This window comes from Tabrizicola sp. (assembly GCF_022842145.1).
Lineage (GTDB): Bacteria > Pseudomonadota > Alphaproteobacteria > Rhodobacterales > Rhodobacteraceae > Tabrizicola.
On sequence record NZ_JALHQD010000005.1, the window covers coordinates 239,068 to 252,663 of the forward strand.

Here is a 13,596-nt window from a genome sequence, read left to right on the forward strand (position 1 = left end):
ATGCGCCTGATCAACCTCACGCCCGGCAAGGGAGGGCGTCTTTTGCTGGGCGCTCTGCCGTTCGTGGTGCTGGCGCTGGCCTATCTGGTCGGCTCGGCCCTGCGGCTGGCCGACAACCCCGGCGACAAGCTGTTGCCGTCGCTCGGGGCGATGGGGCGGATGATCGAGGTGATGGCCTTTACCCCCGACAAGCGCACGGGGGCCTACCTTTTGTGGACCGACACGGCGGCCAGCCTCTTCCGCCTGTGGTCGGGCTTGGCAATTGCCACGGTCATCGCGCTGGTCATCGGCCTGCTGAACGGCGTGCTGCCCGTGATGCGGGCCTTGCTGGCACCTTTCGTGGCCTTCCTGTCGATGGTCCCTCCGCTGGCCCTTCTCCCGGTGCTGTTCATCGTGCTGGGCCTCGGCGAAGTGTCGAAGATTGCCCTGATCGTGATCGGAGTGGCCCCGATCCTGACGCGTGATCTTGCGCTGACGGCCGCTGCACTGCCCCGCGAGCAGATCGTGAAAGCCGAAACCCTGTCCGCCTCCAGCTGGCTGATCGCATGGCGCGTGGTGCTGCCACAGGTCATGCCGCGGCTGATCGACAGTCTGCGTCTGCAGCTTGGCCCCGCCTTCCTGTTTCTGATCGCCGCCGAGGCGATCTCGGCCGAAGGCGGCCTTGGCTACCGCATCTTCCTTGTCCGCCGCTATCTCTCGATGGACATCATCTTCCCCTATGTCGTCTGGATCACGGTCCTCGCCGTGGCAATGGACCTCGCCCTGCGCCTCTTGCGCCGCCGCCTATACCCCTGGGCCGAGCCGGAGGGTCGGGCATGACCGCTCTCACCATCCAGAACCTCTGGAAAGAGTATGGTCCGCAGGTCGTCCTGGAAAGCGTCAGCCTGACCATTGCGCCACGCGCCTTTGTGGCTCTGGTCGGTCCGTCCGGCTGCGGGAAGACGACCTTCCTGCGGATGCTCCTGGGACAGGAACAACCGACACGCGGGACGATCGTGATGGACGGCGCACCCCTCCCCCGCGAGCCGGGACCCGATCGCGGCGTGGTCTATCAGCGCTATTCGGTCTTTCCCCACCTGACGGCTCTGCAGAACGTCATGATCGGTCCGGAAATGCGCGCGGCACGACTGGCAGGCCGGCTCTGGGGCAAGGCGCGAAAGGGGCTGGCAGACGACGCCGCCACCTTGTTGCACGAGGTCGGTCTGGCAGGTGCCGAGGACAAGTTCCCCGCCCAGCTGTCGGGGGGCATGCAGCAGCGGCTGGCCCTGGCCCAGACCCTGATGATGCGACCGAAACTGCTGCTTCTGGACGAACCCTTCGGCGCGCTAGACCCCGGGATAAGGGCCGAGATCCACGCCCTGATGCGTCGGCTCTGGCATGAACATCCCATGACGGTGGTCATGGTGACCCATGACATGCGCGAGGCCTTTGCTCTGGCCACACGGGTCATCGCCTTCGACCGCCCGCGCCAACGCCCCGAAGAGCGCGAGCGGTATGGGGCCACCATCACCAACGATATCGCCCTGTGGCCCCCGCGCGTGGCGGGCCGACAGACGATCTATGACGCCGACATTCCCGCCGGCGACGAAGACCTCAGCCGTTTTGCCATCCAACCTGGTCCGCCCCGGCCCGATCAAGGAGCCCTTCGCTGATGCCCCATACCCCCAGGCCGCCCGAGGCCATCGCCGCCGACCGCGCAAGATACGAAGACCACCAGCGAAAGGGGCTGACCTTTGCCCCCAAGGCCCCTCCGGTCCCCAGTTCGCTGCCCGCGCCGCCACCCTTTGGTGTGGTGCGCGAACAGGTCATTCCGGGGGGATGGTATGCGACGTTCACGCTGGCCCAAGGCCAGATCCTGCGGCTGCAGGCGGGCGGTCTTGGCGGTTCCGTTTCGTTGGCGGCATGGGCGGCGGGAGATACCTCCGAGCGCCTGAACCTGCCCGACACTATCAAGGTCCAGTGGACGACCGATCTGCGAAAGGGACGTGTCCTGTTTTCCGACATGGGCCGGGTGATGCTGTCGATCACCGAAGACAGCTCGGGTGCGCATGACGTGCTGACCGGTGGATCGGGCAGCACCGGCGCGGGCACCCCGACCATGCGCAATACCCGGGACAACATGATCCTTGCCGCCGCCAAGCTCGGGCTGAACCGGCGCGACCTGCCGATGCTGATGACCTTCTTCGCCCCGGTCCGGGTGGATGCCGAAGGGCGGTTCTTCTGGAACGCCACGCTGTTGTCCGGAAGCGACTGGGTCGAGCTGCGGGCCGAGATGCCGCTGATGCTGGCCCTGTCCAACACCCGGCACCCGATGGACCCGACCGGGTCCGAAGTGCCCGGCGTGACCGCCACGCTGCAGGCCGCCCGACCGGTGCCGGACGATGATCTGTGCCGCACGGCCACCGCCGAGGCGACGCGCGGTTTTGTCAACAATGCAAGGGGTTAAGGCAATGCAGATCCACGAGATTCCCGCCGAAAAGCCCTGGTCCGGCATTGTCCGCAAGGGCCAGACCATCCGCATCATCGATGCCTATGGCCAGCAGGCCATCGACACGATCTTCTACAACGCCGGTGATTTCGGCGAACGCTATTCGGCGCAGGACACGATGCGCGAACAGGGGGCAGCCTACGTCACCACCGGCACCCGGGTCATGTCGAACGAGGGCCGCCCGATGCTGACGGTGACCGCAGACACCTCGGGTCGGCACGACACCTGCGCGGGTTGCTGTTCCTGCGAAAGCAACACCGTCCGCTTTGGCGAAGGCACCCGGCATCTGCATGCCTGCCGCGAGAACTTCATCCTGGAACTTTCGCGCCACGGCATGACCAAGCGCGACATCGTGCCGAACATCAACTTCTTCATGAACGTGCCGATCAGCCCGAACGGGGCCATGACCATCGACGACGGCATTTCGGCGCCCGGCGACCATGTGGAACTGGTGGCGGAAATGGATGTGCTTTGCGTGATCTCGAACTGCCCGCAAATCAACAACCCCTGCAACGGGTTCGATCCGACGCCGATCCGCGTCGAGATCCGGGACTAGCGCCATGTTCAAGACCGTGCTCGTGGCGAACCGGGGTGAGATCGCGGTGCGCATCATCCGAACCCTGCGTGCGATGGGAATATCCCCCGTCGCCGTCTATTCCGACGCCGACCGCTTCGCCCCCCACGTCCGGCTGGCAGATCAGGCCGTCCGTCTGGGACCGGCACCTGCGGCCGAAAGCTATCTGAACGTGGCCGCCGTCATCGCCGCAGCCCGCGCCACCGGGGCCGAGGCAGTGCATCCGGGCTATGGCTTCCTGTCGGAGAATGCCGCTTTTGCCGAGGCTTTGGCCGCAGAAGGCATCGCCTTCATCGGGCCGGAACCTGCCCATCTGCGCGCCTTCGGGCTGAAGCATACCGCCCGCGAATTGGCCCAGGCGGCTGGCGTTCCCCTCTTGCCCGGCACCGGACTTTTGGCCGATCCGAAGGCGGCAGCCACAGCCGCATCGGCGCTGGGTTATCCGGTGATGCTGAAATCCACGGCCGGCGGTGGCGGCATCGGGATGAGCCGCTGTGATGACGAAGCAGCACTGCTCGCCGCTTTTGCCGGGGTGGAGCGCACGGCAAAGGCCAGCTTCGGCGATGCACGGGTCTACCTCGAACGGTTCGTCGCCCGCGCCCGCCATGTCGAGGTGCAGGTTTTCGGCAACGGTCGCGGTCGGGCCGTGGCCTTGGGTGAACGCGACTGCTCGCTGCAACGTCGCAACCAGAAAGTCATCGAGGAAACACCCGCGCCCAACCTTCCCGAAGCCGTGCGCCAGCGCCTCTTCCGCGCCGCCGAGTCGCTGTGTGCCAGCGTCGGCTATGCCTCGGCCGGGACGGTGGAATTCATCTATGACCCCGACCGGCAGGACATCGCCTTTCTCGAGGTGAACACCCGGTTGCAGGTCGAACATCCGGTTACCGAAGCGGTGCTCGGCATCGATCTGGTCGAATGGATGGTCCGGCTGGCGGCGGGCAAAGATCCGATCCCCGAAACCCTCCCTGCGCCGCAAGGACATGCCATCGAAGCCCGGCTTTATGCCGAAGCACCGCATGCCGGCTTTCGCCCCTCGGCCGGGCGGCTGACGGACGTCGCCTTCCCGGAAAACGTCAGGGTGGATGGCTGGATCGCGACGGGCACGGTCGTCGAACCCCACTACGACCCGATGCTGGCCAAGATCATTGTGCATGCGGCCGACCGCCCCAGCGCAATCGCCGCGCTGCAAGATGCGCTGTCATCGTCGCGCGTGGCCGGGATTGCGACCAATCTGGACTATCTGGCCGCCATCGCCGGATCGCCGATGTTCGCCGCAGGGGATGTGACAACCGCAGCCCTGAACACCTTCGCCTTTGCGCCAAAGGGGATCGAGGTGCTGTCGCCCGGCGCGCAGTCCAGCTTGCAGGAACTGCCCGGGCGGCTTGGCCTTTGGCACGTCGGCGTGCCGCCCTCCGGCCCGATGGACGCCCGCAGTCATCGCAATGCAAACCGGATGGTCGGCAACCCGCCTGACACCTCCGCGCTAGAAATGACGATGACGGGGCCGACCTTGCGGTTCCTGTCTCGGGCCCGCGTCGCACTTGCGGGCGCCCGAATGCAGATGGTCCTCGACGGTGCGCCCGTGACAGACCCGGTGTTCGAGGTTCCTGCGGGCGGCGTGCTGACAGTCGGAGCCATCCAAGGGCCGGGCATGCGCGCCTATCTGGCTGTGGCCGGGGGCTTTGACCTGCCTGAAATTCTCGGATCCCGCGCGACCTTTGGCTTGGGCGGATTTGGCGGCCACGCCACAGGCGTCTTGCGCACGGGCGATCTGCTACCTTTGGCCGATGCGCCGGTCGGTGCGCCCTCGGCACCCGAAGAGGCCGCCTTGACCAATGCCTGGACGCTGAAGGTTGTCTACGGCCCCCACGGCGCGCCCGACTTCTTTGCTCCCGAAGACATCGAGACGCTGTTCTCCACCACTTACGAGGTCCACTACAATTCGGACCGGACCGGGGTCCGGCTCATCGGCCCAGCGCCAACATGGGCGCGTGCTGACGGGGGCGAAGCCGGCCTGCACCCTTCGAACCTGCATGACAACGCCTATGCCGTGGGGGCGATCGACTTTACCGGAGACATGCCGATCCTGCTCGGCCCTGACGGCCCAAGCCTTGGCGGTTTCGTCTGCCCCGCGGTGGTTGCAGATGAAGACCTCTGGAAACTCGGACAGCTCCGTCCCGGCGACACCTTGCGCTTTTCGCCCGCCGAGCGGCCCGCCGACCCGATTGCGGGACCCGCCTATGGCCGTTCCGGCTCGCCCATCCTGTGGCAGGGCGGAGACGGGGTCAGCGTGGCCTACCGACGGCAGGGCGACGCGAACCTGCTGGTCGAATACGGACCGATGATGCTGGACGTGGTCCTTCGCCTAAGGGTGCATCTCCTGATGCAGGCCGTCGCCGCATCGGGCCTGCCGGTCATCGACCTTACCCCCGGGATAAGGTCACTGCAGATCCACTACGATCCAGCCCGGTTGTCGCGTCACGACCTGATTGCCAAGTTGCAGCGCATCGAAGCCAGTCTGCCGCCCGCAGGCTCGGTCAAGGTTCCCAGCCGCGTCGTGCATCTGCCCCTGTCCTGGAACGACCCGCAGGCAGAGCTTGCGATGCGCAAGTATCAGGACCTAGTGCGCCCCGATGCCCCCTGGTGCCCCTCGAACATCGAGTTCATCCGGCGCATCAACGGCCTTGCGGATGAGGCTGCGGTCCAACGTACGATCCTTGATGCCCGTTACCTGGTGCTGGGCCTGGGCGACGTCTACCTTGGCGCGCCGGTTGCCACGCCCGTCGATCCGCGCCACCGACTCGTGACCACCAAATACAACCCTGCCCGGACCTGGACGCCCGAGAATGCCGTCGGCATCGGCGGGGCCTACATGTGCATCTACGGAATGGAAGGACCGGGCGGCTATCAGCTTTTCGGCCGCACCATACAGGTCTGGAACACCTGGGCGCGCACTCCGGCTTTCAAGGACCGCCCCTGGCTTCTGGATTTCTTCGATCAGATCCGGTTTGATCTGGTGACACCCGACGAACTGGCCGAAGCGCGGCTGGCCTTCCCGCATGGCGGCTATCCCGTCCGGATCGAGGAGACGGTTCTGGACTGGTCGGCAGAACTTGCCCAACAGGCGCGCGATGGCGCCGACATCGCTGCGGCCAAGGCCCGCCAACAAGCGGCTTTCGAGGCGGAACGCCAGCGATGGAAGGACGCGGGCCTCGACAGCTTCACCCCCTTGGAACAGCCCGGCGCCGAACAGACCGCACTTCCGCAGGGTTGCACGGGGATAGAAAGCCCGGTGCCCGGCTCCTTGTGGAAATTCCTGGTCGAACCCGGGTCCCGCATCACCGCGGGTGATACCGTGGCGATCATCGAATCCATGAAGATGGAGATTGCCGTGATGGCTCCGATCTCGGGTCGCCTGCGGTCGGTGAACACAAGCCCGGGGCGGACCGTCCGCGCGGGCGAAATCCTTGCCGTGATGGAGACGACATGATGCTGCCCCCGATGCTGACGATCGCCGCCCTGCGCGCGGCCTATGGGGCCGGTCTGACCCCTCTGGATGTGGTTGAAGAGGTGATCCGTCGTCGTGACGCCCTCGTCGACCGGGCGGTGTTCATTACCGAAACACCCGCCGAAAAACTTCGCGCAGCAGCCAGGGCGGTGATGGCGGGCCCACCCGATCTGCCGCTCTGGGGCATTCCCTTTGCCGTCAAGGACAACATAGACGTCAAGGGCCTGCCCACCACGGCGGCCTGCCCAGCCTTCGCCTATGACCCCGCAGCCAACGCCACGTTGATTGCGCGGCTGCTCGCGGCAGGGGCCATCGTGATCGGCAAGACCAACCTCGACCAGTTCGCCACCGGGCTGAACGGTACCCGCAGCCCCCACGGTGCGCCGCGGTCCGTGTTCAACGCCGATTACGTCTCGGGCGGGTCATCCTCGGGGTCGGCCGTCGCCGTGGCCAGCGGGCTATGCAGCTTTGCCCTTGGCACCGATACCGCGGGTTCCGGCCGCGTGCCTGCAATGTTCAACAACCTCGTCGGCATCAAGCCCACGCCCGGCCTTGTGCCCAACACCGGCGTTGTCCCGGCCTGCCGGTCGGTCGATGTGGTGACCGTCTTTGCCGGATCGGTGGCCGAGGGCGTGGCTGTGCGCCGGGTGATGGAGGGGTATGACGCAGCCGACCCCTTCTCGCGCCAGGCAACCCCCGCCGCCTTGCCATCACGCCTGCGCATCGGGGTCCTTGCGGGCGCCGAGCGCGAGTTTTTCGGCAATGCCGAGGTCGAGGCGCTGTACGACGCGGCCATCGAACGCGCTCTCTCGCTGGGGGCGACCGTTGTTCCCTTCGACTATGCCCCCTTCCGCGAGGCGGCGGCGCTGCTTTATGACGGTCCTTGGGTGGCCGAGCGGCTGGCAGCGGTGGAAGCCTTCTACGCATCGAACGCCGCAGATTTCGACCCGACGGTCCGCAAGATCATCGCAGGGGCGCAAGGCCGCACTGCGGTCGAGGCGTTCAACGGCCTCTACCGTCTCAACGCGATCAAGCAACAGGTGGCCCCGGTCTGGAACACGTTTGATCTGCTGATGTTGCCGACGTCTCCCACGACCTGCACCGTCGCCGACATGCTGGCCGACCCAATTGTGCGGAACAGCCAGTTCGGGCGCTATACCAATTTCGTCAACCTGATGGGTCTGGCGGCCATTGCCGTGCCAGGCGGCTTCGGCCCCTCGGGCCTGCCTGCGGGAGTAACGCTGATCGGACCGGGGTTCAGTGACGATGCGCTGGCTCCCTTTGCCGGGGGGATGCATGCCGCAGCGGCGTGCGGGATGGGCAAGGACCGCGCGGCCGAGGTGCCGCCCGCGGCCCTGCCCAAACTCCCCGAGGGTTGGCTCCCCATCGCCGTCGTCGGCGCGCATCTGACTGGAATGCCGCTGAACCACGAACTGACCGGACCAGGAGGCGTCAAGCTGGCTGAAACGACGACCGCCCCCGGCTATCGCCTCTATGCCTTGCCAGGCACGGTTCCGCCAAAACCCGGATTGATCCACGACCCCGCCTTCCAGGGCTCGGGCATCACCGTCGAAGTCTGGGCGCTGCCCGCCGCTGCGTTTGGGGCTTTCGTGGCCCGGATCCCGGCCCCCTTGGGCATCGGAAAGCTGACCCTTGCCGATGGCACCGCCGTCAGCGGCTTTCTGTGCGAAGCGCACGCCGTCCAGGGGGCAGAGGAGATCACGTCCTTCGGCGGCTGGCGGGCCTATCGTGCCGCGAAACCCTAGCTGAGCTGCGCGCTACCCTGACGGCCGATAACTCCAGCCCTACCAACGCGCTTCCCAGAAGGCCAAAGGATCGTCCCGCATGATCTGTGTGATCCCCGGCGGGATGACCTTGATCGTCTGCGGCCCGACCCGGGATGTCAGTTCCATCTTGGCTCTTACGATCTTTTCCGGATCGGTCAGCAATTCAATTGCCGCAAGCGCCAGTGCCTCCGAGGCCATCAATGGCCCCGCGTCAGACGCCGGATGCCCCGACAGCGCGGTCCAGGCCCAGTGGTGAATCGGCACACCCGCAGGATATGCCCAGTTCACCCGACCCAAGGGCACGATCCAGCTCGCATCCCCGTCGTCCTGACCGTAGTAGTCGATGCCGTCCTTGAAACAGTCGATGTCGCGGTGCAGATCGAACGGCTTGCCGGGCGATGCGGCCTCGGACAGGGCCTGCATGAAATCGATGTCCGCGTCCGTCCAGCGCGGTGGGCCGACCAGACGCAAGCTGTCGTCCAGGACATCGGCCAGCACGTCATTGGCCAGATACCCGCGACTTGCCGCCACGAACTTCTCTTCGACCTCGACTCCGGTTCTGGCGGCGACTGCACGAAAGACAGCCTCCATTCCCCGATAGGCAGCCATGACCGGATCAAGCTCGCGGTGGCGGAGCGAGCACCAAAGGCGCACCTCGTCCGGCATCACCCCCGGCATGATGCCCGCGGATCGGAACACGTGCTTTTCGACGATTCCGGGAAAGTGGTCAGCTTCGGCGATGAAAGCAGCCATCGCCGTCTCCGCCGTCTTCAGTGCATCGCGTGCACCGCCCATGCCGGCGTGGGCGCTGTCCCCGCGGAAGACGAATTCGCCCGTCACCACGGCATGGCAGGGGCGCGACAACGACCCGTTCTGGTAATCGCCGTGCGAGGTCAGCAACGCATCGAACGCATCGAAGACGCCAGCCTCCTGCAAGGCGATCTTGCCCCAAAGGATTTCCTCGGCGGGGCAGCCGATGACGCAAATCTCGCCCGCAAGCGACAGGTCCTCGGCCGCAATCGCCGCCGCGATGGCAGCACCGCAGTTGGCCGGGCCGATGTGGTTATGCCCGCAGCCATGACCGGGGCGGCGGCCGGTACCGCTGCGATGGGCCACGGCGGCGTTGTCCAGACCCGGTAGCGCATCATACTCGGCCAGGATGCCGACGCGCGGGCCGCCCTGCCCGGCCCCCCGGCGTGCGAGAAAGGCTGTCGGCACTCCGCCCACTCCGGTTTCGACCTCGAATCCGTGGGTCTCCAGAAAGCCGGTCAGGTTCGCAACGCTTTGGTATTCCATGCCCGGCAGCTCGGGACAGGCCCATTGGTCGCGGAACAACTGTGTCATCTGCGGAACAAGCTTTGCCCATTCCGCCCTTACGGTATTTGCTGTTGAATGATCCATCTCGGCCCCGATGCTTGACCAGAAGCCTAGCCGTTACACCCGTCCACGAAAGCATCCGGCCTCGCGACCGGCCTTTTCCGTGAGGAAATGCTTAGTTTCCAGGCAGCCCAGCTGCCTTTTCAGTGCAATTGCACAATCTGGCGCACACCCGACACCATCGGCAATACACCAAGATCGCCACCCCCTCCGCAACGGCCGGGGCAATGGCCATTGCGTCCTGAGGTCTTGCGCCGACCAATGCCGGTTCAGTGACCCAGAATCTGGCTCAGGAACAGCTTGGTCCGGTCGCTCTTCGGGTTGTTGAAGAACTCCTTCGGTTCGTTCTGTTCGACAATCTGGCCCTGGTCCATGAAGATCACCCGGTTCGCCACGGCCTGGGCGAAGCCCATCTCGTGCGTGACGCAGATCATCGTCATGCCCTCCTGGGCAAGCTGGATCATGGTATCCAGCACCTCCTTGATCATCTCGGGATCAAGCGCGGATGTCGGCTCGTCGAACAGCATGATCCGCGGCTTCATGCACAGACTGCGCGCGATGGCGACGCGCTGCTGCTGGCCGCCGGACAGCTGACCAGGGTACTTGTTCGCCTGCTCGGGGATCTTGACCTTCTCAAGGAAGTACATCGCCGTTTCCTCGGCCTCGCGCTTCGGCACCTTGCGGACCCAGATCGGGGCCAGCGTCAGGTTCTCCAGGATCGTGAGGTGCGGGAAAAGATTGAAGTGCTGGAACACCATCCCGACTTCCGACCGCACCTTGTCGATGTTCTTCAGGTCGTTGGTCAGCTCTGTCCCGTCGACGATGATCTGCCCCTGCTGGTGTTCCTCCAGCCGGTTGATGCAGCGGATCAGCGTCGACTTGCCCGACCCCGACGGGCCGCAGATCACGATCCTCTCGCCGCGCTGCACGGTCATGTTGATGTCACGAAGCACGTGGAACTGTCCGTACCACTTGTTCATGCCGCTGATCTGGATCGCCACTTCGTCCGAGATCTGCATCTGTGCTGCTTCTGCCATGTAATGTCCCTTAGCGATGATCGGTCTTCAGCTTGCGCTCCAGGTACATCGAGTACCGGGACATGCCGAAGCAGATGAGGAAGAAGATCGCGCCGACGAAGATGTAGGGCTCCCAGTAGATGCCCTTCCAGTCGATGTCGGCCCGGACGATCTGGGTGACGCCCTTCAGCGGGTCCATCAGACCCACGAACGCAACCAGCGTGGTGTCCTTGAACAGCCCGATGAACGTCGAGACGATCGCGGGGATCGACACCTTCAGCGCCTGCGGCAGGATGATCAGCCGCTGCGCCCGCCAGTAGTCCAGGCCCAGCGCATCGGCGGCTTCGTACTGCCCGCGCGGCAGGGCAGCGAGGCCACCCCGGATCACCTCGGCCAGGTAGGCGGCGGCGAAGAAGGTGACCAGGATGATGACGCGCAGGATGATGTCGAAGTTTGTCCCCGGCGGCAGGAAATACTGCAGAAGCAGCGAGGCGGTGAACAGAAGCGTGATCAGCGGCACGCCGCGGATGAACTCGATGAACCCTACCGAAAGCCACTTCACGATCGGCATGTCGGACTGTCGCCCCAGCGCCAGGAGGATGCCGATGGGCAGCGAGAAGCTGATGCCGGTCACACCGATCACGATGGCCAGAAGGAAGCCGCCAAACTGGTCGGACGCAATGGCCGGAATGCTGAACGGCAGCGCCGACTGCAGCAGGTTGACTGTGGGCACGTCGATATAGAGCCACCACAGCACCGCGGCGACCACGCCGGCCCCCGCCGCCGGTGCCAGCCCGATCAGGGGCGAGGCCAAACGGAACACCCCGTAAAGGATCGCAAACCCGGCCATCGCGACGATGGGCGACCAGACGGACCCGCCCCAAAGCAGCCAGAAGGTCAGCGCCGGATACAGCAGCGTGAACCAGATAAGCTTGCCCGGCTGCATTTGGACCAGCGCAAGCATCCCCAGCACCAGAAGCACGGCCACGACGAAGACGCTGGACGGCGCGGCAGAGAGGTAAAGCGTCAGCAGCAGAAAGGCCAACACACCGCCCAGAAGGATGGTCAGGCTCCGCTTCTGGCCGGAATACAGGACCGGGGCCAGCGCCGCGAACAGAAGGCCGAACGCCAGAATCGGCCGCCAGTATTCCGCGGGCGGGTAGAAGCCGAACAGGAACTGGTGCCAGCGCTCGCGGATCATGGCCCAGCAGGCGCCCGTTGCATCCGGCCCGGCGGTTGCGGCCACGATCTCGCGGCACTGCGACAGGCTTTCCGCGTTCCAGACCGAGTTCAGCCACCACGGCAAGGCGGACTGCAACAGCAGGTATATCACCGCGACGCCGAACAGGGTCAGCACGACGTTGAAGGGTGTCGAGAACAGGTTCTCGCGCAGCCACTTGATCGCCCCGCGCTCGGTCACCGGAGGCGGCAGCGGAGGAAGCATTTCAGTACGGTTGAAGCCTTGGGCCATGTCAGCGCGCCTTCAGCTGGACGGAATTGTTGTACATGTTCATCACCGCCGAGATCATCAGACTGATGGACAGATAGATGAGCATCATCAGCAGCATGCATTCCAGCTCGCGGCCCGTCTGGTTCAGCGTGATGCCCCCCAGTGTCCCGCGCAGATCCAGATAGCTGACCGCGATGCCAAGCGAGGTGTTCTTGGTCAGGTTCAGATACTGGCTGATCAGGGGCGGGATGATGACCCGCAGCGCCTGCGGCAGGATGATCAGGTTCATCGTCCGGTTCGGACGCAGTCCCAGCGCGAAGGCCGCTTCGGACTGGCCCCGGCTGATGGCCTGGATCCCGGCGCGGACGATCTCGGCGATGAAGGCGGCCGTATACAGCGTCAGCGCGATCAGTAGCGCCGTGAAACTATGCGCCACCAGAATCCCGCCCTGGAAGTTGAAGCCCTTCAACGACGGGATTTCCAGATGGAAGCCCATCGCGACAATCACGGCGATCACCGGCGCGAACAGGATCAGGATCGACTTCCACCAGGTCACGGGTCGCACCCCCGTGGCCTCCTGGGTCGCGCGGGCGCTGTGCACAATACGCCGGTTCACGAAGATCGAACCGGCAATGACCGCCAGGATGACCCAGAAATCCAGGTTCAGCGACACGAACCCAAGGTCCACCGTCCCCAGACCGCGTTCGAACAGCGCAGAGGGGATGTTTGTCCCACGGTTGGTCACCGCAATCGTGTCGAACAACATCATCGAGGCTGCCGGCTCCTCACCCGCGGCCACCATCTCGTCCGTGACCCGGAAGTCACGCGGCTGGGGTGTGACCTCGGACAGGATGACGTAGGACAAGAGGATCCACAGCAGCAGCGGCACGTTGCGGAACATCTCGACGTAGACGGTCATCAGCCGGCTCACCAGCCAGTTCCGCGACAGCCGCAGGACGCCGATGAGCACGCCAAGGATGGTCGCGAAGATGCAGCCCAGGACGGCCACGACAAGCGTGTTGAGAAGGCCGATCAGCAGGGCGCGAAAATGGTTGTCGTCGTTGTTGTAGGGGATCAGCTGCTGGCCGATGTCATAACCCGCGCGCTGCCAGAGGAACCCGAAGTTGAACTCCTTCCCGCGCGCCGCAAGGTTCTGCACGGTGTTGTTCAGCAGCCAGGCAACGGCCAGCGCGAAAAGCACCAGAACCACGATCTGGATCGTGTAGGACCGGTACCGCGTGTCGTAGACGAGCATCGAGAGCCGAAAGCCATCTTTCGGCGCGTCAGTTGCCATTGTCATGGCTACCCCCTGTTTCCGATCGGCGGCCCTGGTTTTCCAGGTGCTGCGGGGTCATCAAGCGCGCCCCTGGCCTGTCGGATCTATGTCGTTGAAGCA

The 13,596-nt window shown here is 65.0% G+C and carries 10 protein-coding genes; 6 read left to right on the forward strand and 4 right to left on the reverse strand.

What is annotated here, in order from left to right:
- From Q0C42_RS13985 to atzF, 6 genes are read left to right on the forward strand one after another with little or no spacing between them, the layout of a single operon-like run.
- Window positions 1-819 carry an ABC transporter permease gene (locus Q0C42_RS13985; protein WP_295076983.1) on the forward strand — a complete coding sequence of 273 codons (819 nt, stop codon included), beginning with the start codon at window positions 1-3 and terminating at the stop codon, window positions 817-819.
- On the forward strand, window positions 816-1,652 hold the full coding sequence (locus Q0C42_RS13990) for an ABC transporter ATP-binding protein (protein ID WP_295076986.1): 837 nt from the start codon (window positions 816-818) through the stop codon (window positions 1,650-1,652). The genes Q0C42_RS13985 and Q0C42_RS13990 overlap by 4 nt, the downstream gene beginning before the upstream one ends.
- A complete protein-coding gene (locus Q0C42_RS13995; RefSeq protein WP_295076988.1) occupies window positions 1,652-2,446 on the forward strand; it encodes an urea amidolyase associated protein UAAP1 in 795 nt (264 codons plus the stop codon). Before Q0C42_RS13990 ends, Q0C42_RS13995 begins: the two co-directional genes overlap by 1 nt.
- A 4-nt stretch (window positions 2,447-2,450) precedes the next feature.
- Window positions 2,451-3,044 (forward strand): urea amidolyase associated protein UAAP2, encoded by a 594-nt coding sequence (locus Q0C42_RS14000; RefSeq protein WP_295076991.1) that lies wholly within the window; start codon window positions 2,451-2,453, stop codon window positions 3,042-3,044.
- A gap of 4 nt (window positions 3,045-3,048) precedes the next feature.
- Window positions 3,049-6,552 (forward strand): 5-oxoprolinase/urea amidolyase family protein, encoded by a 3,504-nt coding sequence (locus tag Q0C42_RS14005; RefSeq protein ID WP_295076994.1) that lies wholly within the window; start codon window positions 3,049-3,051, stop codon window positions 6,550-6,552.
- Window positions 6,549-8,336 carry an allophanate hydrolase gene (gene atzF / locus Q0C42_RS14010; protein ID WP_295076998.1) on the forward strand — a complete coding sequence of 596 codons (1,788 nt, stop codon included), beginning with the start codon at window positions 6,549-6,551 and terminating at the stop codon, window positions 8,334-8,336. The genes Q0C42_RS14005 and atzF overlap by 4 nt, the downstream gene beginning before the upstream one ends.
- A 39-nt stretch (window positions 8,337-8,375) precedes the next feature.
- On the opposite strand, the gene Q0C42_RS14015 is transcribed toward atzF, so the two are convergent.
- The 4 genes from Q0C42_RS14015 to Q0C42_RS14030 form a co-directional block, all read right to left on the reverse strand.
- Window positions 8,376-9,653: a hypothetical protein gene (locus Q0C42_RS14015; protein WP_295077000.1), complete on the reverse strand. Its 1,278-nt coding sequence runs from the start codon at window positions 9,651-9,653 to the stop codon at window positions 8,376-8,378.
- Window positions 9,654-10,003: 350 nt separating this feature from the next.
- Window positions 10,004-10,771 carry an amino acid ABC transporter ATP-binding protein gene (locus Q0C42_RS14020; protein ID WP_295077003.1) on the reverse strand — a complete coding sequence of 256 codons (768 nt, stop codon included), beginning with the start codon at window positions 10,769-10,771 and terminating at the stop codon, window positions 10,004-10,006.
- Window positions 10,772-10,781: 10 nt separating this feature from the next.
- On the reverse strand, window positions 10,782-12,221 hold the full coding sequence (locus Q0C42_RS14025) for an amino acid ABC transporter permease (protein WP_295077005.1): 1,440 nt from the start codon (window positions 12,219-12,221) through the stop codon (window positions 10,782-10,784).
- A gap of 1 nt (window position 12,222) precedes the next feature.
- A complete protein-coding gene (locus tag Q0C42_RS14030; protein ID WP_295077007.1) occupies window positions 12,223-13,500 on the reverse strand; it encodes an ABC transporter permease subunit in 1,278 nt (425 codons plus the stop codon).
- Between the last annotated feature and the right edge of the window lie 96 nt (window positions 13,501-13,596).